Source organism: Ketogulonicigenium vulgare WSH-001, assembly GCF_000223375.1.
GTDB lineage: Bacteria > Pseudomonadota > Alphaproteobacteria > Rhodobacterales > Rhodobacteraceae > Ketogulonicigenium > Ketogulonicigenium vulgare.
The window spans coordinates 1,945,928-1,970,998 of sequence record NC_017384.1; the positions used below are offsets into that span (position 1 = coordinate 1,945,928).

Below are 25,071 nucleotides of genomic sequence, written 5' to 3' on the forward strand. Positions count from 1 at the left end.
CGGGATTATTCCAGAATCATCACGCGATCCGCGTCGATATCGGTATCGCGCAATCGATGGGTATCAACCTCGCCCTCGATGCGGACGCGGGTGGTTTCGCTGACGGGCTGGCGGGGGAAGTCATCTTCGTCGATCTCGACCTCGATCTCGCCGGTGTCATCGCGGAAAACATAAGTTTCGCGGTCGATCTGGCGGATCAGGAATCCTTCCAGCGTGACATTGGCGTCATCGCGGGGGTCAGCCTTGATCTCGGCCACGGTTGTCAGCGGGTAGCCGGGCGAGACGCCCTCTGGCGCGCCGGCGGGGCCGACATATTGCGCGACAGCGGGGGCCGCACACAGCATCACGGCGACAGGCAGCAGGTATTTCAGCATCAGGAACCTCTGGGACAAATAAAAAGGGTCAGCAAGGACCTATGCCCTGCTGACCCGATTTCAACCTATAGGTTGACGATTAGGCGGCGATATCAAAGCGGTCGGCGTTCATCACCTTGACCCAGGCCGCGATGAAGTCCTGCACGAATTTACCCGCATTATCGTCCTGCGCGTAAACTTCGGCATAGGCGCGCAGGATCGAGTTCGAGCCGAACACCAGATCAACGCGGCTGGCCGTCCAGCACACCGCACCGGTGCGACGGTCGCGGATCTCGTACAGATCCTTGCCGGTCGGCACCCATTGATAGGCCATATCGGTCAGATTGACAAAGAAATCGGCCGTCAGGCTGCCCGCGCGGTCGGTGAAGACGCCGGTTTTCGCGCCGCCATAGTTCACGTCCAGCGCCCGGAAACCGCCAACCAGAACGGTCATCTCGGCGGCTGTCAGACCCAGCAGTTGGGCGCGGTCCAGCAGCATTTCCTCGGGGCTGACGATGTAATCGGCCTTTTGCCAGTTGCGGAAGCCGTCGGCGACAGGCTCGAGCACGTCAAAGCTGTCCACGTCGGTCTGCGCCTCGGTTGCATCGCCGCGACCCGCGGTGAAGGGCACGGTGACATCGAAACCGGCCGCTTTTGCCGCCTGTTCGATCCCGACACCGCCAGCCAAAACGATGACGTCAGCGATGCTCGCGCCGCTGCTGGCCGCGATGTCTTCCAAGACCGTCAACACACGCGCCAGACGCGCGGGCTCATTGCCTTCCCATTCGCGCTGGGGCGCAAGACGCAGACGCGCACCATTCGCGCCGCCCCGCATGTCCGAGCCGCGATAGGTGCGCGCGCTATCCCAAGCGGTCGCAACCAGATCCTGCACCGACAGGCCGGAGGCGGCGATCTTTGCCTTGACCGCAGCCACGTCCCAGCCCGTCGCGCCTGCGGGGATCGGGTCTTGCCAGATCAGATCCTCGGCCGGGATGTCGGGGCCGACATAGCGCGATTTCGGGCCCATATCGCGGTGGGTCAGTTTGAACCACGCGCGGGCAAAGGCGTCCGAGAACGCGTCAAAGTCGTTCATGAAGCGCAGCGAAATCTCGCGGTAGATCGGGTCGACCTTCAGCGCCATATCCGCATCGGTCATCATCGGGTTGTGGCGGATCGCGTCATCCTCGACATCGACGGGCTTGTCGGCGTCGGCGATGGTGATCGGCTCCCACTGCATGGCACCAGCGGGCGATTTCACCAGATGCCATTCGTGGTTGAACAGCATGGTGAAAAAGCCGTTGTCCCATTTGGTCGGCTCGGTCGTCCAGGCGCCTTCAAGGCCCGAGACGACAGTGTTGCGACCAATGCCGCGGCCTTTGGTATTCATCCAGCCAAGGCCCTGGAACTCTGGCGCGGCGGCTTCGGGATCAGCCGACAGATCAGCGGCGCTGCCATTGCCATGGGTCTTGCCGATCGTGTGACCGCCAGCCGTCAGCGCCACGGTTTCCGCGTCATCCATCCCCATACGAGCAAAGGTCTCGCGCATCATGGCGGCGGTTTTCAGCGGATCGGAATTGCCGTTCACGCCCTCGGGGTTCACATAGATCAGACCCATCTGCACAGCGGCCAGCGGGTTCGCAAGCGAGGCAGGTTCCTCGACATTGGCGTAGCGCTCATCCGAGGGGGCCAGCCATTCTTTTTCATTGCCCCAATAGGTGTCTTTTTCGGGCGCCCAGATATCCTGGCGGCCAAAGGCGAAACCAAAGGTTTTCAGGCCCGCAACCTCATAGGCAATCGTGCCCGACAGCACGATCAGGTCGGCCCAGCTGATTTTATTGCCGTATTTCTTTTTGATCGGCCACAGCAGGCGGCGGCCTTTGTCGGTGTTGACGTTATCGGGCCAGCTGTTCAGCGGGGCAAAGCGCTGGTTGCCGGTGTTGGCGCCGCCGCGACCATCGGCGGTGCGATAGGAGCCCGCAGCATGCCACGCCACACGCGCGAACATGCCGACATAGCTGCCCCAGTCAGCAGGCCACCAGTCTTGGCTGTCGTTCATCAGCGCGCGCAGATCGGCTTTCAGCGCATCGACATCCAGATCCTTCAGCGCGGCGCGATAGTTGAAATCCGCGCCCAGCGGGTTCGTTTTGGTGTCATGCTGGTGCAGAATGTCCAGATTCAGCGCATTGGGCCACCATTCCATCACCGATTTACCGGTTTCGGTCATCGCGCCATGCGCGACAGGGCATTTGCCTTGCGAAGTCGTATTGCCGTCCATCTGGATCTCCTAAAGCTGCGTATTGCGTAGCGATTGCGCCCTCCCTATCAAAGCAAATACATAAATCCCAATTGAATTTTCTGACCTGTGTGATAAGTTTTTCAAATGAAAAACCTGACCATCAAACACCTACGCTACTTCACCGCGCTTGCCCGCCACGGCCATTTTGGCCGCGCAGCAGAGGTTTGCGCGATCAGCCAGCCCGCCCTGTCGCTGCAGATCAAAGAGCTAGAGACGATCACCGGCGTCCCCCTGATCGAACGCGGTGCGCGCCAGACCCATCTGACCCCTTTGGGCGAGGAATTCGCCGCGCGGGCGCAAAGCATCTTGCAGGCGATGGACGAGCTGGGCGATCTGGCGCGGGCCGCCAGTGGCGATATCAGCGGGCGGCTGCGGCTGGGTGTCATTCCAACCGTCACGCCCTATCTGCTGCCGCGCCTCGTGAAAACACTGTCGGCGCGCTATCCCGCGCTGGATTTGCAGCCGCGCGAAACGGTGACGCGCAAGCTGCTGGATGATCTGCTGGCGGGCAGTTTGGATGCCGCCATTGTCGCGCTGCCGACGTCCGAGCCAAGCCTGCATGAAGAGGTATTGTTTGACGAGGATTTCGTACTGGTGCGCCCCGCCACTGATGCGAACCGTCCCGTACCCAGCGCCGATATGCTGCGCGAGATGCGCCTGCTGCTGCTTGAGGAAGGCCATTGTTTCCGCGATCAGGCTCTGTCGTTTTGCAGTATCGACAAGATGCGCGCACGCGATCTGATGGAGGCGAGTTCGCTTGCGACATTGGTGCAGATGGTCAGCGCGGGGATCGGGGTGACGTTGATCCCGGAAATGGCGCTAGAGGTCGAAACACGCGGGGCAAAGGTGACGGTCTCTCGCCTTGCCCCGCCACAGCCGACACGCCGCATCGGCATGGTCTGGCGGCGCAGCAACCCATTGGGGCGGCAATTAACCCAGATCGCGACCCTTGTGCGTGAGGTCTGGTCGCAAAGTGAAAGGCCGCAGCACTAAGCTGCGGCCTGACGTTTCTTTTAGAAGCTGGTCGTGATGCCGATGCGGAACAGACGGCCCGTTTCGCGGTAGGACACAGTGTCATCGGGCTGCGCGTCAAACACGTTGTCGATGCCAAAGTTGATCCGGGCATTGTCGCTGAGGTCATAGGCCAGCGACAGGTCGACCAGCATATAGGGATCGCTGTTCTGACCTGCCGGCACGGCGCGGGCTTCTTCGCTGCTCAGCTCTTCTTCGGTGATGTAACCGACTTGCTTGCCAACATAGGTCACGCTTGCACCCAGGGTCAGCGCATCATTCGCCTGCCAGTTCAACGCGGTGGTGATGTTCAGCTCCGGCGTGGTGGCCATCGGGAAGGGCGTATCCAAGAATTCATAGTAGAATTCCGACTTCGCCAGATAGGTGAACGAATTCGTCCAAGTCAGATCGGGCGAGATATTCCACGACAGACCACCTTCAAGTCCGGCCGTGGTGCCTTCGTCGATATTGGTGCGTTCAAAGATCGCGTAACCGTTCGAGCTGGTCTCGCCAGTCTTGGCCGCGCCGAACATGTTGGTCAGCTCGTTATAGAACGCGGTCAGCTCCCACGACACATCGCTGCCTTGATAGTTCAGACCGATTTCATAGCTATCCGACGTCTCGGGCACCAGATCGGGGTTACCGGTGATATAGCAAGGACCCGGATAGGGTTTGCAGCCGTTGCCACGCGAGGTCAGCAGATAGTTCGGGTTCAGCGAGCGCAGATCCGGCGCGTTGAACGCCTGCGCAAAGCCCGCCTTCAGCACCAGACCATTGCCGAAATCATAGTTGGCATAGACGCGCGGGGTAACGTGCGTGCCGTATTCCTCGCTCGAATCTGCGCGCAGACCATAGGTCAGACGCAGAGAATCGGTCATGTCATAGCGTGCCTCGGCATAGAGGGCAGCCGTGCTCATTTCGCCTTCGATCAGCGCGCCGCTCGAGTTGGTGTTGGTGTCCGACAACTCGTCATGCGACAGGTTCAGACCCAGCGTATACTCCAGATAACGGCCCGCGATCTGGGTTGCATTCGAATAACGCGTCTCGAAATTGATCGTGTTATATTCGGTTGCGTCTTTCCAAGTGGTGTTCGTGGTATCCCACGGCGCATTCTGACTGTTCTGATAGCTGAGGTAGCTGGACAGTTGACCCGCACCCAGCTGCCATTCATTGGTCAGCGTCAGGTCATAGGTCTGCAGGCGGCGGGTGTCATGCGCCTGATAGGACAGATAGCGCTCGTCGCTGGCGGTCAGCTCGATGCCCCATTCGATCGTGTCATTGGGCGACCAGATCAGATTTGCGCCCAGCTCTTTGGTGCGCGACCCCTCGCCCGAGGTGACCGTGGCAGCGGCGCCGGCGTCGGTGGTATAGCTGTAATCTTCGGTCGCTTCGCGCTCATAGACCTTGCCCCAGAAAGCGGCGGTCAGGTGCTGGGTCAGGCGGCCGCTGAAATAGGCCGAGATCTGCGCGTTGTCTGCTGTCGTATCGGCGGGACCGGACGAATATTCAGCGGTCACCGAACCCGACCAGACATCGGTCGGCTCTTTCAGGATGATGTTCACCACACCGCCCATGGCGTCCGAGCCGTACAGCGTCGACATCGGGCCGCGCACAACTTCGATCCGGTCGATGGCGTCCAGCGGGATGCGGGTCAGATCGCCCAGATAGTCACGCACAACCGTGCCGCCCGTGCTGACACGGCGACCGTTCACCAGCGTCAGCGTGCGGTTGGCGGGCAGGCCACGCATCGAAATCTCGCCGATACCGCTGTTGCCTTGGGTCAGGTTCAGGCCGGGGATGGTGCGCAGGATGTCGTTCAGATCGCGTGCGCCTTCGGCGGCGATGGTTTCACTGTCGATCACAGTCACAGCGGCGGGGGCATCTTGCAGCGTTGTCGCGACACCCGATGCCGAGCCAATAACGATCAGGCCAAGGTCGGTCGCGGTGCTTTGCGCGCTGGCGACAGCGGGCACCATTGCTATGGCAGTGCCGCACAGCAGTGCAAGGATCCCCGAGCGGGGGCGAGAAGGAAGGGTAGGCATCAGGAGGGCTCCGTCGTGTTCCGGTGACCAGAGCGACGGAAAGACTACGTGCGATGGCCGAACCAAACACAGGAATCTTTCGGCCGGCTGCGGACGCGAAAGTTGATGTTGTGCTGGCTATCATTGGCTAACGCCGCCGAAGTGGCGGATTTCACCTACAAGGTGCAAGGCATTTACGGAATCCCGCAGATATCAAATGAATTTTGTCAGGAATATGTTGCAACTGCGTCACATATTTCAATCACATTCCCGTGATCTCGTGCAGCATTGCATGCGCAGGACGCTGATCGCCAGCCGATCCATGCCGCAAGCCAAGACGTAAGTGACATATGCGCAGGCAAAGGAAATAACATTCTATTTTTACATAGAAAATCGCCCAAAATCGCACTGCCCCGCGTGGATGCATTCCGGTGGCAAACCGTTTATCTGTACGGCAACGAGCCCTTAAACTTTTATCAGGATTTCCGCTTATGCGTTCCTTGACATTGGCCACGCGTCTTGGCGCGGGCCTTGCCGCCTTTGCATGGTTCGGCCCTGCGGCGGCCCTGACCATCGGCGTCATTCCCGGCGCTGCTTCGGATTCCATCGAGGCCGCTGCCGTTGATGCACGCGCCGCCGGTATGGAGATCGAAGTGATCGAATTCAGCGACTGGACGATCCCTAATGTGGCGCTGACCTCGGGCGATCTGGATCTGAACTACTTCCAGCACGGCCCCTTCCTTGCCGCTCAGGTCGAGGCCACGGGCGCCGATCTGGTCAGCGTCGGCTCGGGCTATCAGCCGCGCATCGGGCTGTATTCGAACCGCTATGACAGCTTGGACGCGCTGCCCGATGGCGCGACAGTCGGCGTTGCCAGTGATCCGGTGAACCAGGGGCGCGGGCTGCAATTGTTGCAAGCGGCAGGTCTGGTCACCTTGGCCGAGGGCAAGGGCTATCTGGTGTCCGTGGATGACATTATCCAAAACCCGCGCAATCTGAACATTGTCGAGATCGAAGGCACCCAATTGGTTCACGCCATGCAGGATCTGGATCTGGTGCAGGGCCTGCCCGCCCAGATCGTGAACGCCGGTCTGGTCGAGAAAGCCGGTCAGGCGATCGTCTTTTCGGATCAAGAGGTTGCTGATTTCTCGATCCAATTCGTGACGCGCGGCGAAAAGGCCGATGATGCCGAGATCCAGCAGTTCATCGCGATCTATTACAATTCCGAGGCTGCACGCGCCGCGATCCATCAGGCCTTTGCCTCGAATGAGAACCTCTATTCCCTGCGCTGGCTGCAGGATTAAGGAGCGGCCCGATGTCATCGCGTCACAGTGAATATCTGATCTCGACCGCCGATCTGCAGGCGGCGTTGGCCGACCCGGATCTGGTCATTCTGGACGCGACCACGACATTGGTGCCCAATGCCGCACGCACGTTCGACATCGTGACGGGTCAGGCCGATTTCGAGGCCGCCCATATCCCCGGCGCGCAATTCGTCGATCTGGAACGCGACCTGTCGCGCCCAGCGCCGGGGCTGCTGTTCACGCTGGCCGAGGTTGCCGATTTTGCAGCCGCCGCGACACGGCTCGGCATCGGTGCGGCGTCCCGCGTGGTGGTGTATTCCAGCGCGCAGCCCGGCTGGGCCGTGCGGCTGTGGCTGACGCTGCGTGCCTATGGGTTTTCGCAGGTCAAAGTGCTGGATGGCGGGCTTATGGCATGGCGGGCCGAGGATCGCCCCGTGGACACCGGCCCGGCGCGCCCACGCCCCCTGCCCGTCCAGCCCTTTGCCTGGCGCGATGACCGCGCCGCCTTTTTCACCGATACCGCCCGCGTCGAACAGGCCGTCACCAGCGGCGATGCCATATTGGTCAATGCGTTGGGGCGCGATTACTTTGCAGGTACCGCCGCCATCACCTATGGCCGCAAGGGAAATATCCCCGGCAGCCGCAATCTGCCGACCAGCGCATTGGTCGGCGCGGATGGCCGCTTTCTGTCCGCCGATGACCTCGCGCAGCTTTACGCCGCCGAGGGGATCGCGGCGGATCAGGCCACCATCACCTATTGCGGCGCGGGCGTTGCCGCCAGCAATGTCGCCTTTGGGCGGCTGCTGCTGGGCCTTGATGACACGCGGGTCTATGATGGCTCGCTGATGGAATGGGCGCAGGACCCCGCGCGGCCCTTGGTGCCCTGACCCAGCCTTATGGCTTTGGCGCGCCGCCATGGTTACAGTGCCGCCTGAGAGAAATAGCGATTGCGAGTCCCCCCGCCCATGCCAAGCGCATCCCCGCCCTCTGCCGTCCGCTTTGACGGTCTTGGCAAAATCTATCATCGCGGCGGGCAGGATGTGACTGCGCTCAGCGATATCACTCTCGACATCGCCAAGGGCGAGATTTTCGGCATGATCGGGCGGTCTGGCGCGGGAAAATCCAGCCTGCTGCGCACCATCAACCGGCTAGAGCAGCCCACCAGTGGACGCGTGCTGGTGGATGGTCAGGATATCGCCGCGCTGGACGAGGGCGGCCTTGTCGCGCTGCGCCGCCGCATCGGCATGGTGTTCCAGCACTTCAATCTACTCTCGGCAAAGACCGTGCGCGAGAATGTCGGCCTGCCGCTGAAAGTTGCGGGCGTGCCTGCGCGCGAGATCGCCACCCGCGTCGATGAGGTGCTGGCGCTGGTGGGGTTAGAGGGGAAAGGCGACAGCTATCCCGCACGCCTCTCGGGCGGGCAAAAGCAGCGCGTCGGCATCGCCCGCGCCCTGATCAGCCGCCCCGATATCCTGCTATGCGACGAGGCGACCTCTGCCCTTGATCCCGAAACCACATTGTCGATCCTGAGCCTGCTGGGCGATCTGCACCGCCAGCTCGGCCTGACCATCATCCTGATCACGCATGAGATGAGCGTCATCCGCGAGATTTGCCAGCGCGTCGTCGTGCTGGATCAAGGCCGCATTGCCGAAGAAGGCCCGGTCTGGCGCGTCTTTGGCGCGCCCGCGCATCCCGCGACGCAATCGCTGCTGCAACCCCTTGCCCGCGCCCTGCCCCAAGACATCGCCGCCCGCCTGCGCAGTGCGCCACAGCGCGGCGACCATGTGGTGATCGAGCTGCGCTTTGACGGCGGCCAGCAGGTACAGATGGACGCCATCGCCAGCGCCCTGCCCGGCGCGCGCATTTTGGGTGCCAATCTGGAACAGATCGGCGCGCATCTGGTCGGTCAGGTCGTCCTGGCGCTGCCGCAGCAAGAACAGCCGGTGCAAATCCCCAGCTTTGCCGCCACAACAAAGGTTATTGGTTATGTCGCCGCAAATGATTAACCGCCTCTGGCAGGCCTTTTTCGACACGCTGTTCATGGTTGGCACATCGGCGGTGATCACTGTCGTGGTCGGCATCCCGCTGGCGGTATTTCTGGTGATCTCGGCCCCCGGCGGCATTATCGCGGCGCCGCTGGCAAACCGGATCATCGGCCTTGTGGTGAACGGCTTTCGCGCGGTGCCATTCATCGTGCTGATGGTGGCGCTGATCCCGTTCACCCGCATGTTGGTCGGCACCACGATCGGCGTTTGGGCGGCGATTGTGCCGCTGTCCATCGCCGCGATCCCGTTCTTTGCCCGTATTGTCGAGGTCTCGCTGCGCGAGGTCGACCCCGGCCTGATCGAGGCCGCCCAAAGCATCGGCTGCCGCAGATCCCATATCATCCGCCATGTCCTGCTGCCCGAGGCGCTGCCCGGCATCGTCGGCGGCCTGACCATCACCGTCGTGACAATGATCGGTGCATCCGCCATGGCCGGGGCTGTGGGTGCGGGCGGCCTAGGAGATGTGGCCATTCGTTATGGCTATCAGCGCTTTGATACCACCGTGATGGTCATCGTGATCGTCATCCTGATCGCATTGGTCAGCCTGCTGCAATTCCTTGGCGATTACACCGTGCGCCGCCTGCGCAATCGCTGAAATCTGGCGCAGGCCAGCCATCAGCAACGCGCCCCAGCTCATAATCTATATGAGAATTTCGATGCTATCCCTGCGTTGACATAGACGCCGTTCCGCCCGATTTTGCGACCAGATCAAGGTGCCGGGGGAAGCCTCGGGTAAAAGGGAATCCGGGCAAGATCCGGAACTGCCCCCGCAACTGTAGGCGGAAAGCCTGTCCGATAGGCCACTGGCGCGCGTTGCGCTGGGAAGGCCGGACAAGGCGAAGACCCGCAAGTCAGGAAACCTGCCGCGATCATTCACCTGTTCCGACTGCGGTGGGCGGTCGGTGGCGGCCCATCCGCAAAGGTGACAGCGCCCCTCGCGACACGCTCGCGAGGTCTCTTTTCGTTGTCCCGGCCCGCGCGTGCGGGCCGTTCAGAAGGCATGCCACGATGAATAGCGAATTCACCTTCTCCCTTAAAAGCATTCGCTTTGACGAGGATTATCACCCCGCCACCAATACGCGGGCGACCACAAATTTTGCCAATCTGGCCCGGGGCGCGCACCGCCAAGAAAACCTGCGCAACGCGCTGACGATGATCAATAATCGTTTCAACGCCTTGGCGGATTGGGACAATCCCGATTCCGATCGTTACGGCCTCGCGCTGGACATCATCTCGGTCGAGATTGCGGGCGGAGCGGATGCCTTTCCCCTGATCGAGATTTTGAAAACGACAATCATCGACCATCACCGCAACACGCGTATTGACGGTATCGCCGGGAATAACTTCTCGTCCTATGTGCGCGATTACGATTTCAGCGTGCTGCTGCCGACGCTGAAAAAGCGCGCGCCCGATGCCGCGCTGCCCGACACGTTTGGCGATCTGCACGGCAAGCTGTTCCAATGCTTTGTGAACGCCCCGATTTATCGCGACACATTCGCCAAAGCGCCAGTGATCTGCCTGAGCGCGTCCAGCAGCAGAACCTATCAGCGCACCGATAACTGGCATCCCATCCTCGGCGTCGAATATCGTCAGGACGCCCCCTCGCTGACCGATCAGTATTTCGCAAAGATGGGGCTGCGGGTGCGGTTTTTCATGCCAAAGGGCAGTGTCGCGCCGCTGGCCTTTTATTGCGCGGGCGATGTGCTGGGGGATTACAGCAACCTTGAATTGATCGGCACCATCAGCACGATGGAGACATTCCAGAAAATCTATCGCCCCGAGATTTACAACGCCAATGCCGCAGCGGGAAAAGTCTATCAACCCAGCCTGACCCACCGCGATTATGCGACCACGCAGATCACCTATGATCGCGACGAACGTAGCCGTCTGGGCATCGCACAGGGCAAGTTCGCCGAAGAGCACTTTATCAAGCCGAACCAATTCACCCTTGCGCAATGGTCTGCCGCGCAATCTTTCTGAAGATAATACAAGGTCTATCTGATGACAAAACTTCTACAAACCTCGACCGCAGGCAGCTTGCCCAAACCCGCGTGGCTGGCCCAGCCCGAGACTCTTTGGTCGCCTTGGAAGCTGGAGGGCGAGGGCCTGGTCGAGGGCAAGCAAGACGCGCTGCGCCTGTCGCTGGCCGATCAGCAGCACGCGGGCATTGATATTGTCAGCGACGGCGAGCAGACCCGCCAGCATTTCGTCACCACATTTATCGAACATCTCAGCGGTGTTGATTTCCAAAAGCGCGAAACCGTGCGCATCCGCAACCGCTATGACGCCAGCGTCCCCACCGTCGTCGGTGCGGTCGAGCGGCAAAAGCCGGTCTTTGTCGAGGATGCCAAATTCCTGCGCGCGCAGACCAAACAGCCGATCAAATGGGCCCTGCCCGGTCCGATGACCATGATCGATACGCTGTATGACGCGCATTACAAAAGCCGCGAAAAGCTGGCCTGGGAATTCGCGGTTATCCTGAACCAAGAGGCCAAGGAACTTGAGGCCGCGGGCGTCGATATCATCCAATTCGACGAGCCTGCCTTTAACGTCTTTTTCGACGAGGTGAATGACTGGGGCGTCGCCACGCTGGAACGCGCGATCGAGGGTCTGAAATGCCAGACCGCCGTCCATATCTGCTATGGTTACGGCATCAAGGCGAATACCGATTGGAAGAAGACGCTGGGCGCGGAATGGCGGCAGTATGAGGATGTCTTCCCCAAGCTGCAGAAATCCAACATCGATATGATCTCGCTGGAATGCCAGAACTCGCATGTGCCGATGGATCTGATCGAGCTGATCCGTGGCAAAAAGGTGATGGTCGGCGCGATCGATGTCGCCAGCAACACGGTCGAGACGCCCGAGGAGGTCGCGAATACCCTGCGCAAAGCGCTGCAATTCGTCGATGCCGAGAATCTGTTCCCGTGTACCAATTGCGGCATGGCGCCTTTGTCCCGCGCTGTTGCGACCGGCAAGCTTGCGGCCCTCAGCGCAGGCGCAGAAATCGTGCGGCGCGAACTGTCGGCCTAGTCGCAAAGGAAAATCCCCGGCCGATGGTGACATCGGCCGGGGAGATGCGCTCAGGCCTCCATGACGAAATGCCCGGCGCCCACTTCGCGGTAGTGCCGTTTTGGCGGCACATAATCCACGGCGCGGATCGGGCTTTTGATCTCGTCATTACTGATGGCACGGCGCAGCCCCCGACGCGCGGGATCGGGCACCGGCACAGCGGCAATCAGCTTTTTCGTATAGGCGTGCTGCGGATTGGCGAACAGCGCTTCGCGGGGCGCGATCTCGACAATCTCGCCCAGATACATCACCGCGACGCGGTGGCTGACGCGCTCGACCACGGCCATGTCGTGACTGATGAACAGATACGACAGGCCTAGGCGATCTTGCAGATCCATCAACAGATTGACCACCTGCGCCTTGATCGAAACATCCAGCGCCGAGACGCTTTCATCGGCAATGATGATCTTTGGGTCCAGCACCAGCGCCCGCGCGATCGAGATGCGCTGGCGTTGCCCGCCCGAAAACTCATGCGGAAAACGCGACAGCATCGCAGGCGACAGGCCCACCTGTTCCATCAAATGCTCGGCCTTGGCCCGCGCCTCGGCGCGGCTGCCCATCTTATGGGTCAAGAAGGGTTCAGTCAGCGCCTCGGCAATGGTCATGCGGGGGTTCAGGCTGGCAAAGGGGTCCTGAAAGATCATCTGCGCTTGGCGGCGCAGGCTGTTCAGGCGGGATTTGGGCATGGTGCGCATATCCTCGCCATCGATCAGGATCTCGCCCGCGATACTGTCGGTCAGGCGCATAATGGATCGGCCGATGGTCGATTTGCCGCAACCGGATTCGCCCACCAGTGACAGGGTCTCGCGCGGGAACAGATCGAACGAGACATTCTCGACCGCATGAACCGCGCCGGTTTTGCGCCCCAGCCAGCCGCCCTTCACGTCGAAACGGGTGACCAGATTGCGCAGGCTGAGGATCGGCGCCGAGGTATCCACCGGGGTATCCAGCGGCACCTCGGGGCTGGCAAGGCCGGTTTCCTTGTCAACGATACCAAAGCGCAGCGGATGGGCCTGCCCTTCCATCGCGCCCATGCTGGGCACAGCGGCCAGCAGGGCACGGGTATAGGGGTGCTGCTGCTGGGTAAAGATCTGCGCCGTCGGGCCGGATTCGACCGCATCGCCGCGGAACATGACAATGGTGCGATCCGCAACCTCGGCCACGACGCCCATGTCATGCGTGATGAACAGGACGGACATGCCCTCTTCTTCCTGCAACGTCTTGATCAGATCGAGGATCTGGCCCTGGATCGTCACATCCAAGGCCGTCGTCGGCTCGTCCGCGATCAGCAGTTTCGGCTTTGACGCCAGCGCCATCGCGATCATCACCCGCTGGCGCATCCCGCCCGAGAATTCATGCGGATAGGCTTTCAGCCGCGCCTCGGCATTGGGGATGCGCACCTTTTCAAGCAGACGGATCGCCTCGGCACGGATCTCGGCGGCGGATAGCTTGCGATGCGCGCTGATCGCCTCGGCCAATTGCTGGCCGACGGTGAACACCGGGTTCAGCGAGGTCATCGGCTCTTGAAAGATCATCGCCATATCGCCGCCGCGCAGCTTTTGCATCTGCGTTTGCGGCAGACCCACCAACTCGCGCCCGTTCAGCGTGATCGAGCCGCTGACGCGGGCAGAGGTCTTGGGCAAAAGCCCCATGATCGACAGCGAGGTGACCGATTTGCCCGAGCCGCTTTCGCCCACGATGGCAACCGTCTCGCCCGGCATCACATCCAGCGAGATGCCGTGCAGCACCTCGCGCCAGTCGCCATCAACCGAAAAAGCGACGCGCAGATCACGCAGGGAAAGAACGGGGGTCATAGGTATCTCCGGTCGTTGTGTGCTGGCGCTCATCAGACCAGCACCTTTGCGCCGCCATAGGTGGCGCGATAGGTTGCGGCGGCTTCCAGCCGGCCATCGGGATGGCGCAGGGCGGCGGTCAGGCGGCCAACGCTGCCCTTGGGCACCACGCGCAGGACGTGGCCTTTGGCGCGCAGAGCTTCGAGGGTTTCATCAGGCAGATCGCCCTCGGCCACCAGACCGCCCGGCTCGCGCGAGCGGGGATAGAAGCTGGCGGGCATATGGGTCGAATGGAACATCGGCGCATCCAGCGCGGCTTGCAGGTCCAAGCCTTGGGCCGCAAAGCGCACGAAGAACAGCAATTGCCATTGATCCTGCTGATCGCCGCCCGGTGTGCCGAATGACAAAATGCGGCCGTCCTGATGCCAGGCAAGGCTGGGCGACAGTGTGGTGCGCGGGCGTTTACCCGGTGCCAGCGATCCGGGCAGATCAGGCTCTAGCCAGAACATCTGCGCACGCGAGTTCAGGCAAAAGCCAAGGCCGGGGATGGTGGGCGAGCTTTGCAACCACCCGCCCGAGGGCGTGGCCGAGACGATATTACCCCATTGGTCGATCACATCCAGATGGACGGTATCGCCGCGCGGGATGGTGCCTTTGTCGGTTGCAAGATGGGCCATGGTTGGCTCGTAGACCGCGCCCTCGGGACGGCTGAGGCGTTCCAGCGCATCGGCCATCGCCGCGACCTGCGCTGCGAACCCCGGCGCGGTGCCGGGGCGCAACGTGTTGTCGGCTTTGTCCGAAATCTGGGCGCGGCGGGCGCTGGCATATGCATCGGACAGCAGCGCATCCATCGGCACATCGACCACGGCGGGGTCGGCGTAATAGGTATCGCGGTCGGCAAAGGCCAGCTTTTGCGCCTCGATCACCAGATGGACGAAATCGGCACTGGTGGTATCAATCCCGGCCATCACATCGGCGGGCAGCAACGACAACGCTTGTGCAAGGACGGGGCCCTGGCCCCAAGGGCCGGTCTTGGCCAGTGTCCAGCCGTTGTAATCATAGGTCAGCGGCGCCTCGTATCCGGCGCGATAGCCTGCCATGTCGGCGGCGGTCAGCACCCCACTATGGGCGGTGCCGCTTTCATCCATGGCCTTGAAACCGGCGCAGAATTCGCCAATCGCCTCGGCCACGAAACCGCGATAAAAGGCGTCGCGGGCGGCATCAATGCGCGCCTCACGCGTCTCGCCTTGGGCCAGATCCACAATGCGGCGCCATGTGTTTGCCAGATCGGCATTGCGGAACAGGCCGCCCTTTTGCGGCGGCACGCCGCCTTGCAACCACAGCGCGGCCGATCCGGGCCAATGCTGCGTAAAGAAATCACCCAGCTTTGCGACCGTATCCACCGCACGATCAAGGATCGGATGACCCTCGTCCGCAAGGCGGATCGCGGCACGCATGACATCGGCCAGCTCCATCGTGCCGTGATCGCGCAGCAGCAGCATCCAGCCGTCAAACGCGCCGGGAATGACGGTGGCCAAAAGACCATCGCCGGGGATCAGATCCAGACCTTCGGCCTTGTAATGGGCAATGGTCGCACCCGCAGGCGTCGGCCCTTGGGCGCATAGAACCTGTGCCTTGCCGTCTTTCCAAAAGATCGCGGGCAGATCGCCACCCGGGCCGTTCAGATGCGGCTCGACCACTTGCAGCACGAGGCCGGCAGCCACGGCCGCGTCAAACGCGTTGCCCCCGGCCGCCAGAATATCCGCGCCAGCCTGTGTGGCCAGCGCGTGGGTTGAGGAAATCGCGCCTTTGGTCATCCGTTATCCCTCGGGTCAAGTGCATCGCGCAGGCCGTCGCCCAGCAGGTTAAAGCCCATGACCACCAAAAAGATCGCAATACCCGGCGCGACCGCCATGAACGGGGCTTGCGTCAGGAAGTTCTTGGCGGTGGCCAGCATCGCACCCCAACTGGGTTCGGGTGCCTGTTGGCCAAGGCCAAGGAAGGACAGCGATGCCTCGGCAATGATGGCGGTGGCGATGGTCAGCGTCGCCTGCACCAGAATGGGCGGGAAGATATTGGGCAGAATATAGCGCCCCATGATGCGCAGGTTGCTGATGCCGATGGAACGGGCCGCCTCGACATAATCCTCGGTTTTGACGGACAGGGCCTGCCCGCGCGCAAGGCGAACAAAGACCGGCATGGCGGAAATACCGATGGCGATCATGGCGTTTTGCAGGCTCGGCCCCAAAAACGCGGCCAATGCGATCGCGAGGATCAGGAACGGCATCGCCAGCATCGCATCGGTGATCCGTGCGATGATCTGGTCCAGCCAGCCGCCAAAATAGCCCGCCAGCAGACCCAGCGGCACGCCAAATGCGACGGCGATCCCGACCGAAATCACCCCCGCCTGCAGCGAGGCCCGCGCCCCCCAGATCATGCGCGACAGGATATCACGGCCCAGCTCGTCCGTGCCGAACCAGTGCGCGGCGGAGGGCGGTTTCCTGACCAGCATCCAGTCGGTCGCCGTCGGGTTCGGGATCGGCAGCAGCGGCGCCAGCAGCGCAAGAGCGGCAAAGAACAGCACCACAATCGCACCGACCAGCGCTGCGCGGTTGCGTTTGAATTTGCGCCAGGTGCGGTTCTGGCGGCGGGGCGGCACGTCGGCCGCGGTGGGAACGACTGTATCGGTCACAGGGTTGCCCTCATACGCGGGTTCAGCATGACATAAAGGACGTCAGCCAACAGGTTGATAACGATAAAGCTGGTGGCGGTGACCAGCACCACGCCCTGCACGACCGCGTAATCACGGTTGAACACGGCATCGACGATCATTTTGCCAAAGCCGGGAATGGTAAAAATCTGCTCGGTCAGCACGGCGCCGGCCAACAGCTCGCCGAACATGACGGCAGACAGCGTAACGATGGGCAGCAAGGCATTGCGAAAGGCATGGCGCAGCACGACGATCTTTTCGCTAAGGCCCTTTGCACGCGCGGTGCGGACGTAATCGGCCTGCAACACACCCAGCATCGCGGATCGCGTGTGCCGCATCAGCGTCCCTGCGATGGCCGTGCCCAGCACGATGGCGGGCATGATCGTTGTTTGCAGACTGCGCCACGGATCGACAAAGGGCGACTCGTAACCCGAGGCCGGCAGCCAGCCCAAATTCACCGACACCAGCAAGATCAGCATGATCCCCAGCCAGAAATTCGGCACCGACAGGCCAGACAGCGCCACGCCATTGGCCAGATAATCCCAAAGAGTTCCGCGCTTGACCGCTGCGATCACGCCCGCAGGCACACCGATCAGCATGGCGAAGATCATCGACATGACCGCCAGTTGCAGCGTCACAGGCAGCTTTTGCAAGATCAGGTCGCTCACCGGCAGCCCGGTGCGCAACGAGCGGCCAAGGTCCCCGCGCAGCACATCGCCCAGCCAATAGAAATACTGCATCAGGACGGGATCATTCATGTGATACCGCTCGCGCAGCATTTCGATCGTGGCGGGGTCGCGGCTTTCGCCGGCCATGACCAGGATCGGGTCGCCGGGCAGCAGCTTTTGCAGCATGAAGACAAAGATCGACACCAATATCAGGGTCGGAATTGCCACCAGCACGCGGTTTAGAACAAAACGCATCATCGCGCGGGTTTCCCTCTTATACGGGACAGCCGCCCTGCCCGCAGCCATTTCGGGCGGCGCACAGGGCGGCTTCGTGACTTCTAGTGATTAGCCTTGGACGCCGCGCAGACGGATGATGCCGTCAGCATAGGGTGCAAAACCTTCGATACCGTCACGCAGGGTGAAGAAGTATTGAATGTGATAGAGATAAAGCAGCGGCAGATCGTTCTGCAGAATCTCGGTCGTGCGGTCATAGAGTTCTTTACGCACGGCGGGATCGGGTTCTTGGCGCGCTTGGTCAAGGATCTGGTCGATCTCGGCGTTGGCGTAATGCTCGTCATTGTTCGAGCCGGTGGTGTGGACGAACGGGTGGATGTTCGCATCCGGATCGATCCGGCCCGACCAGCCTTGCAGCGACATGTCAAAGTTACCGGCGACGTTTTCCGACAGCAGCGTCGCAAATTCGGTGGCACGCAGCGAAATCTCGAAACCCGCCTCCGAGGCCATCGCCTGAATGACTTGGCCCGCTTGCATCGCGACAGGGCTGTTGCCGGTTTGCAGCTCGACCCGCAGGGGCAGCTCTACGCCAGCCTCGGCCAACAGTGCGCGGGCGCGGTCGACATCGCGCGCGGGCACGGGGAAGCGCTCGTCATACCAACCGCTGCCGGGAGCCGCCCATTGGTTGCCGGGCACATAAAGCCCCTCGAACACGACTTGGTTGAACGCCTCGCGGTCGATGGCCAGCGATAGGGCCTGACGCACCAGCGGGTTCGAGCCAAGCGGCCCTTCGGCGCGGGCGCCGTTGCCGACGTTGATCGTGATGCCCTGATAGCCGATGTTCGGGATCTGGAACAATTGCAGGCGGCTGTCGCTTTGGACGCTGGGGACATCGGCGGGCGCGGTGCGCTCGACAATATCCAGATCACCCGCGCGCACGTTGGCCAGACGGACGGTCGTGTCCGGGATCGGCATAAAGATCACGCGGTCATAGTGGAATTCATCGGCGTCGTAGTAATCGGCGAATTTCTCAAGGACGATGCGATCGCCTTCGCTGCGGCTGACAAAGCTATAGGGGCCCGAGCAGACCGGATTCTGGCCAAAGTTCTCGCCGGCGGCGTCGGCGGCATCGGGCGAATACATGCGGCCCGCATGGTGCGCGAGCTGCGCCAGCAGCGTCACGTCAGCCGATTTCAGATGGATGGTCAGTTCATGATCGCCGGTCGCCTCGACGCTTTCGACCGAGCCAAGCTCGGCTTTGCGGTTCGACACGGGCAGGTTCATGTTGCGTTCAAACACGCGCACCGCCGAGGCCGCGTTGAACGGCGTGCCATCGTGGTGGGTCACGCCCTCGCGCAGTTGCAGCACCAGTGTCATGCCGTCTTCCGACCAGCTATGGCTGGTGGCCAGTTCGGGGATGATCTGCATGTTTTGGTCGGTGTTGAACAGGCGGCTGCACAGCTGTTCATAAACCAGCGAGGACACGAAGGTGCGCGACTGGGCCGGGTCCAGCGAATCCGGATCCTCGTTCAGGCCGATCCGCAAGTCTTGCGCGAATGCGCCACCTGCGAGCGAAACCGAGGCGAACAAAGTCGCCATCAATAGGCTTTTCTTCATGATACTCTCCCGTTTTTTCAGTCGTGATCAGCCGCAACCGCCTAAAAATTAGGCTCAGTCTGAGATTTAGGCGAAAGCAGACGCAATCTGCGCGAACCATAGGCAACCCAAGGGGTCTAGGGCAACCGCCTTGGGCCCAAAATTAGACCAAACGGATCGATAATCGCACAGGTTTACGTCGGGACGCAGGTTTACCGATTGCGAAGGCGTGGCAAGGCGGCAACGCGGGCAGCCTGACTTTGCGTCCGGCACCGCCCTTGCCCTGCATTGCAAAGGTTAATGAGCGCCCAGAAAAGCGACAGGGCCGGGGCGTTTTGCGCGACCCCGACCCTGCTTTTATCCTTGGCTATTCCGACAGATCAGAACCGATAGTTCAGGCCGATCCGCAATGCGTGCGTGTGCAGCTCGCTGCCCGCCTGACGGCCGATCTGGTCCAGCAGTCCTGCGGCTGTTGTGCCATTACTGGCCCGATCAAAGTTGAAGTTCTTTTCGGGGTAGTAGCCATAGACATATTCCCCCCGCAGCGACAGCGCGTTCGAGAAGGCATAATCCATCCCCGCGCCCACCACGACACCGGTGCGCAATTGGCTGTCCGTTTCACTGAACGAGGGATAGTTCACGATGCCGCTGACCAAGCGATATTGCGTCCGCGTCTGATGCTCTTCCATCATACCAAGGCCGGCGGTTGCAAACAGATGCGCGCGCCCAAAGGTCTGGCCGACACTGCCGCGCAGCATCGCGGTTGCGCCCCAGCTATGGGTGTAATCTGCGGCGCGGGTGTTGTTCTCGCCCCAACGATCGACGTCCAGCGTTTCATCAATCATATATTGCTGGGCGCGGCCGCGTGCGAAATCGACGCTGGCCTCGACGCCCAGAACCAGACCGCTGTCTTGCTGCTTGCGATAGCCGAATTGCAGCCCCGCAACGGCCGAAGAGGCGGCGGTATCGGTGCGCTCGATGGCGGCATTGGCGTTATAGCTGCCATCACCGGCATAGGTCTCGCCCTCGGCCGCAAAGCGCGCGGCGCCAAAGGTCAGACCGGCATAGGCGCCACCCCAATTGCCATCAAAGGGCTGGACCGCACTGCTGCGCGCATCCGCTTGGGCCGCCATGTAATTGCGCACTGCCGCGGACGAGCTGCGCTCAGGCGTGCCATCGCCCAAGGTGGTGGTAAAGTTCAGGCTAAGGGTACGACCGGGCGCAGGCAGCACCGCGACACCTTCGCCTAGGCTGAGGGCATCGACGTAATAGATGTCGAACAGGTTATCGACAGCGAATGACAGGCTGGTGCGATCATTGATTTGATAGCTGCCGAACAGGTCGAACAGCTCATAGGCCGGGGCGCGCACAACGCGGTTATAGCGCAGACCCAAGTTCAACCGCTCATCCATCAAAGCCGTTCCAACGGTGGCCGAGAAGGTCCGCTCTGGCGGGATATGGTTTACGAACCACGACGCCGAGGTCTGCGGCATCCCGTCATAGCAGCTGATCGGCTGCGACGCCGTGCTGCGGTAGCAGCTGGAAATATCGGTATATTCCGTCGCGCCCAGCGCCAGATAGCTGCTGCCAACGGCATAACGCGCGGACAATTCCCAACCGCGCATCGAGACTTCGGGGATATTCGTGCGCACCTGAATTTCGGTCGAATTGCCATTGGGCGCGGTCAGTCGCTCTTGCCCCAGCGTGATGTAATCGGTGATCTCGTTGTTGAACCAGCTCAGCTTTGCACTGAATGCATCATCCGGGCGGAACACGGCAAAGCGGTTCACGTTGATGCCGAGTTCAGTGTTATGGGCATGCTCCATCTTCAGATCCCAATAGGGATTGACTGAACCGGAAAAGCCTTCGGTCGCCTCAAAGGGGCTGGCGGCGCGCAGGGCCTCGGCATAGCGGCCATAAAATTGCAGGCCCTGCACCGGCTCGATCAGCGCCGAGAACGCGGGCGCGATCCCTTCGGCGGCGTCATGATTGCTGATGCCACCCAGCACCCAGCTTGAGCCGGTATTGCTGTCGGTGACCTCGTTATGGATATAGCGCGCACCAAGGGTAAAGGTCGCCCAATCCGCCGGGTTATAGGTTGCATTGATGAAAGCGCTGGTCTGATCGCGCCAGCCCGTCCGTACAGGGTCCCAAGAGCGGCCCGGATAAAGCGCGTTCAGCCGTTCCCAATCATCCGATTTGCCGAAATCCTCGTGATCATAGGCAAAGCCGTAGTTCAGCGACAGCCGCCCCGGCGCCCCTTCAAAGACCGAGGTATTATGCACGGTTGCGCCCCAACGCTCGGACAGGGTCGCGGCAAACATATCGCCGTTATATTGAAAACTGCCATAATCCAGCCGCACCGGATCGATGTTGAAACTATCGACCCTCGTCGCCCACAGATCGGCGCGCAGATCGACCAGCGGGTTGCCGGTGTTATAGCGATAGCGCGCAGTATAGGTATCGACACTGACGTCTGTCACGGTCTGATAGGGCGTATCGCCATACATCAGCTGCGAGGGCTTCATCTCGGCCGACAGTCCTTCATAGCGCAGATAGGACAGATCGAACGTATGGCCGTAAACGGGCCGGAACACGCCGCGCAGCAGATAGGATGTCGTCTCGATCGACGAGTTGATCACCTGCTCGCCGTTTTCAAACGGATGCGCGCCGCCGTTCCATTCGCTGACGGGGATGCCGCGCTCGCCCGTGTAATAATTGCCGTTTTCGCGCTGCGCATAGGCGGCCAGAAAATCCGCCGTCTGGGTGCGATAGGCGAATGCCGCCGAGGCATTATGCCCGTTCAGATCCAGGAAATCGGGGCGGTCATAGTTGCGCACGGCAGGCTCGCTGCCACCGACGGTCGTGGCGGTGGGCGGCGTGTCGTTATTGCCCGTCAGGCCCGCATTCAGCCGCAGCGCCCATGTGCCATCAGGGGCCAGAATATCATGGGGCGACAGCGTCCGCGCCCGCACCACGCCGCCGACCGCGCCGGTAGCATCCGCGCCCATGCTGGGGCCCTTTTCAATGCTGAGGCCGCCGATCAGATCGGGATCGATATAGGTGCGCCCCGCCATGCCGGAATAACCGCGATAAACCGTCGATTCCTGCAGCGCGCCGTCCAGTACCACGGGGCTGCGCCCCTGCCCCTGCAGGCCGCGAATATTCACATCCAGCGCGCCCGAATTGCGGTTTTCCGCGTTCATCACGCCCGCAATACCGCGCAGCATATCCCCCGGCGAGGCGCCGCGCGCCGCCGCGATATCCTCGGCCGACAGATGCGCGCTGGCGGCCACGCCGCGATAGGTATCCTGCACCCGCTCGGCCGCGGCCTCAACAGCGCTGGCGGCGGCGGAACTTGCGACCACCCGCACCGGCCCCAGCACCAGCGTGTCACTGTCCACATCGGCCAGCGGCTGCGAGATCACAACGCTGGTCGGGCTGGTGAACTGATAGGTCAGCCCGGTCTGCGCCAGCAACTGCACCAGCGCCTGTTCGACCGAATAATCACCGCTGAGCGCCGGGCTTTGACGGCCCGCAACAATGCCAGAGGGGAAGAATATACTGACCCCCGCCTGATCGCCCACCGCCGTCAGTGCCACACCCAGATCCTGCGCCGGCACCTGCAACGCCAGCACAGGGCCATCTTGCGCCAGCACCGGCGCGCCCAAGGCCAGCGTTGCCGCTGCCACACTTGTCAACATCAGCGCTTTTACCAAGCGCAAACGGCTTTTCACTTGTCCCATCGTCCAGCCCGCATTGAATGACGCCTGGCTGGATCGATCGTCTGGCTGGCAGTTAATTAAGGGACGAAGCCAGCGCGCCACCTTTACAGGAAATTTCGTAATATTTTTTGCGATGTCAGGCGCGGCGGATCACGCTGAACATTGGCAATTGGGTGAACGTGATCGGCAGCGGCCCCGCAAGGCTTTGCAAAATCAGATCCCCATCCGCCATATTAAACACGCCCGAGACCCGCAAATCCGCGACCTGATCGCCCCAGATCACGATCCGCCCCCTGCGATACCGCTCGAGGCTGGCGGCAAGTTCGGCCAAGGGACGCTGATCCAAGATCAGCTTGCCACGCTGCCATGCCAGCGCATCGGCGGGATTGACCCGCGCCCGTTGCCAGCCTGCGGTGAACAGCCGCTCGCCCCCCTGCAAGCGCGCGCTGCGTCCGCCAAAATGCAGCGTCACAGCGCCCTCTAGACAGGTCAGCGCCAGACCTCCTGCCAGCAAATCGACGTCGAAACGTGCGGCAGCGGCATGCACCTCGCCGCCGGGGACAGTCAGCAGCAGATCGCGCGCTGCATCAAATGTGGCCTGCCCGCGCAGCATGGCGACACCGCGCGCGTCAAGGTTCAGTGCGGTGCGCGCGTTCAGCGCAACCGCCGTGCCATCGGCCAGAACGATATCGCGCCGCTCGGCCGCCATGGTGCTGTAATCCGGCAATAGCGCGCCGGTTTGCAGCAATCCCGCACCAAGGACGACCGCCGCACCGCCGCCCAACACGGTCCGGCGTGTCAGCGCCCCGCGCTTGACCTGATGCCCCGCCGCCCCAAGGCCGTGCCACAGCGCCTCTGCCTCGCGCGCGGCAGCATCGAACATATCGCCCTGCGCACGCCATAGCGCCCAGGCCTGCCAATCCGCCTCGGTCGCGCCGCCCGCATGCAGGCGGATGATCCAGTCCAGGGCCTCATCGCTTAGCGCGGTATCGGGAAAGCTGCGGGGCATCTTAATCCTCCAAAGCGCGGAACGCATCGCGGCAATGCCGCAGAGCCTGGGTCATATATTCGGCGACCATCCGGTCCGATATCTTCATCTGCGCTGCGATTTCGCGGTGGGTCATGCCAGCGCAGCGGTTCATGATCAGCACCTCGCGCGCTTTTGGCTTTAGCCCCATCAACACCTGCACCAGTTGCCGCAATTGCGAACGGCCGATCAAAACCGCCTCGGCGGTCGGCATCTCATCTGCCACGGCGCCAATCACCGCCGCATCGCTGTCATGGCCGATGATATGACGCCGCTCGCGCCGGATCAGGTCGATGCTGATATTGGCGGCGACCATCAGAATATAGGCCTTTGGATCACGCACCGCCTCGCGCCGCTGGACAACACGGCGCAGGCGGAACCACGTCTCTTGCATCGCCTCATCCGCCAGATCATGCGAGCCGACGCGCTTGCGCAATGCGCGGTGCAGCAAATCCCAGCGCTGCAAATACAGATCCATCATGCGATGGGCATCGTCGTCCAAAATCTCGTGGGGCATGAAACCTCGCGCCCGCGTCACGGGCCAGCAGCTTGCGATTTTGGGGACTACCTGCGGCTCGCATAAAATAATCCGCGACCAGCTTCAAGGCGGGTGACTTGCGATGCGCCGCCCATGCGATAGGTTCAGCCCATGACAGCACCCTATCGCCTGCCCACCACCTTTCAGACATCGCGCTATCACCTGCGCCAAGCCACGCCTGATGACGCCCAAGCCATTTTCGACGCCTATGGCACGGACCGGAACGTCACGCGCTATCTTGCGTGGCGGCCGCATGAAAGCGTCAGCGACACGGCGGCGTTCTTACAGATCGCAGCGGACCAATGGGATCGCGGCACTGGCTTTGCGGTTGTCGCGCGCCCGCTTGCGCAGCCCGATCAGATCATCGGCATGTTCCACCCACAGCTCTTCGGTCACCGCCTCAGCTATGGCTATGTCCTGCGCGCATCCGCCTGGGGCCAAGGCTGCGCGTCCGAGGTGATGCGCTGGCTGGTTGATCACGCCCTGTCGCATCCGGCGATTCACCGGGCCGAGGCGTTTTGCGATGTGGATAATCCGGCCTCTGCCCGCGTGATGGAAAAGGCGGGGATGCAGCGCGAGGGCCTGTTGCGCCGCTATTTCGTCCATCCGAATATCTCGGACGCGCCGCGCGACTGCCTGATCTACGCAAAGGTGCGCTGAACACAGCAACGCACCCGCAAA

At 61.8% G+C, this 25,071-nt stretch carries 19 protein-coding genes and 1 riboswitch; of the genes, 8 read left to right on the forward strand and 11 right to left on the reverse strand.

Going from position 1 to position 25,071, the window contains the following annotated elements; all coding sequences use genetic code 11:
- Positions 1–5: 5 nt before the first annotated feature.
- Positions 6–374, reverse strand: coding sequence for a YgiW/YdeI family stress tolerance OB fold protein (locus KVU_RS09615; RefSeq protein ID WP_013385036.1), 369 nt, complete (start codon positions 372–374; stop codon positions 6–8).
- A gap of 79 nt (positions 375–453) precedes the next feature.
- Complete coding sequence (katG, locus tag KVU_RS09620; RefSeq protein ID WP_013385037.1) at positions 454–2,628, reverse strand: catalase/peroxidase HPI; 2,175 nt, start codon at positions 2,626–2,628, stop codon at positions 454–456.
- A 105-nt stretch (positions 2,629–2,733) separates the two neighbouring features.
- On the opposite strand from katG, the gene KVU_RS09625 reads away from it, so the two are divergent.
- Entirely contained in the window at positions 2,734–3,642 is a 909-nt protein-coding gene (locus KVU_RS09625) for a hydrogen peroxide-inducible genes activator (protein ID WP_013385038.1), read from the forward strand.
- A gap of 20 nt (positions 3,643–3,662) precedes the next feature.
- On the opposite strand, the gene KVU_RS09630 is transcribed toward KVU_RS09625, so the two are convergent.
- A complete protein-coding gene (locus KVU_RS09630) occupies positions 3,663–5,702 on the reverse strand; it encodes a TonB-dependent receptor plug domain-containing protein (RefSeq protein WP_236953095.1) in 2,040 nt (679 codons plus the stop codon).
- Between the two features lie 470 nt (positions 5,703–6,172).
- Here KVU_RS09630 and KVU_RS09635 point away from each other — a divergent pair, with 470 nt between their 5' ends.
- The 6 genes from KVU_RS09635 to KVU_RS09660 all read left to right on the forward strand — a co-directional run bounded on the left by KVU_RS09635 (position 6,173) and on the right by KVU_RS09660 (position 12,060).
- The gene (locus KVU_RS09635) at positions 6,173–6,985 is read left to right on the forward strand and encodes a MetQ/NlpA family ABC transporter substrate-binding protein (protein WP_013385041.1); all 813 of its coding nucleotides are present in this window, start codon (positions 6,173–6,175) and stop codon (positions 6,983–6,985) included.
- Positions 6,986–6,996: 11 nt separating this feature from the next.
- A complete protein-coding gene (locus KVU_RS09640) occupies positions 6,997–7,872 on the forward strand; it encodes a sulfurtransferase (RefSeq protein WP_013385042.1) in 876 nt (291 codons plus the stop codon).
- 78 nt (positions 7,873–7,950) lie between these two features.
- Positions 7,951–8,991, forward strand: coding sequence for a methionine ABC transporter ATP-binding protein (locus tag KVU_RS09645; protein ID WP_013385043.1), 1,041 nt, complete (start codon positions 7,951–7,953; stop codon positions 8,989–8,991).
- Complete coding sequence (locus KVU_RS09650) at positions 8,972–9,625, forward strand: methionine ABC transporter permease (RefSeq protein WP_013385044.1); 654 nt, start codon at positions 8,972–8,974, stop codon at positions 9,623–9,625. The genes KVU_RS09645 and KVU_RS09650 overlap by 20 nt, the downstream gene beginning before the upstream one ends.
- Positions 9,626–9,724: 99 nt before the next feature.
- Positions 9,725–9,912, forward strand: a riboswitch (cobalamin riboswitch).
- Between the two features lie 126 nt (positions 9,913–10,038).
- Positions 10,039–11,010, forward strand: a complete 972-nt coding sequence (locus tag KVU_RS09655) for a DUF1852 domain-containing protein (RefSeq protein ID WP_013385046.1) — start codon at positions 10,039–10,041, stop codon at positions 11,008–11,010.
- A gap of 21 nt (positions 11,011–11,031) precedes the next feature.
- Positions 11,032–12,060 (forward strand): methionine synthase, encoded by a 1,029-nt coding sequence (locus tag KVU_RS09660; RefSeq protein ID WP_013385047.1) that lies wholly within the window; start codon positions 11,032–11,034, stop codon positions 12,058–12,060.
- 50 nt (positions 12,061–12,110) lie between these two features.
- On the opposite strand, the gene KVU_RS09665 is transcribed toward KVU_RS09660, so the two are convergent.
- From KVU_RS09665 to KVU_RS09700, 8 genes are all read right to left on the reverse strand, one after another.
- On the reverse strand, positions 12,111–13,913 hold the full coding sequence (locus KVU_RS09665; RefSeq protein WP_013385048.1) for an ABC transporter ATP-binding protein: 1,803 nt from the start codon (positions 13,911–13,913) through the stop codon (positions 12,111–12,113).
- A gap of 32 nt (positions 13,914–13,945) precedes the next feature.
- Positions 13,946–15,709 (reverse strand): gamma-glutamyltransferase family protein, encoded by a 1,764-nt coding sequence (locus KVU_RS09670; RefSeq protein ID WP_013385049.1) that lies wholly within the window; start codon positions 15,707–15,709, stop codon positions 13,946–13,948.
- A complete protein-coding gene (locus KVU_RS09675; protein ID WP_014537951.1) occupies positions 15,706–16,584 on the reverse strand; it encodes an ABC transporter permease in 879 nt (292 codons plus the stop codon). The genes KVU_RS09670 and KVU_RS09675 overlap by 4 nt, the downstream gene beginning before the upstream one ends.
- Positions 16,581–17,528 (reverse strand): ABC transporter permease, encoded by a 948-nt coding sequence (locus KVU_RS09680; RefSeq protein ID WP_013385051.1) that lies wholly within the window; start codon positions 17,526–17,528, stop codon positions 16,581–16,583. Before KVU_RS09680 ends, KVU_RS09675 begins: the two co-directional genes overlap by 4 nt.
- Positions 17,529–17,615: 87 nt before the next feature.
- Complete coding sequence (locus KVU_RS09685) at positions 17,616–19,121, reverse strand: ABC transporter substrate-binding protein (RefSeq protein ID WP_013385052.1); 1,506 nt, start codon at positions 19,119–19,121, stop codon at positions 17,616–17,618.
- A 359-nt stretch (positions 19,122–19,480) separates the two neighbouring features.
- Positions 19,481–22,804 carry a TonB-dependent receptor domain-containing protein gene (locus tag KVU_RS09690; protein WP_236953096.1) on the reverse strand — a complete coding sequence of 1,108 codons (3,324 nt, stop codon included), beginning with the start codon at positions 22,802–22,804 and terminating at the stop codon, positions 19,481–19,483.
- 157 nt (positions 22,805–22,961) lie between these two features.
- Positions 22,962–23,834 (reverse strand): FecR family protein, encoded by an 873-nt coding sequence (locus KVU_RS09695; RefSeq protein WP_014537952.1) that lies wholly within the window; start codon positions 23,832–23,834, stop codon positions 22,962–22,964.
- Position 23,835: 1 nt separating this feature from the next.
- Positions 23,836–24,369: an RNA polymerase sigma factor gene (locus tag KVU_RS09700; protein ID WP_014537953.1), complete on the reverse strand. Its 534-nt coding sequence runs from the start codon at positions 24,367–24,369 to the stop codon at positions 23,836–23,838.
- A gap of 132 nt (positions 24,370–24,501) precedes the next feature.
- Between KVU_RS09700 and KVU_RS09705 the strand changes: the two genes are divergently transcribed.
- Positions 24,502–25,050: a GNAT family N-acetyltransferase gene (locus tag KVU_RS09705; RefSeq protein WP_013385055.1), complete on the forward strand. Its 549-nt coding sequence runs from the start codon at positions 24,502–24,504 to the stop codon at positions 25,048–25,050.
- The last annotated feature ends 21 nt before the right edge of the window (positions 25,051–25,071 follow it).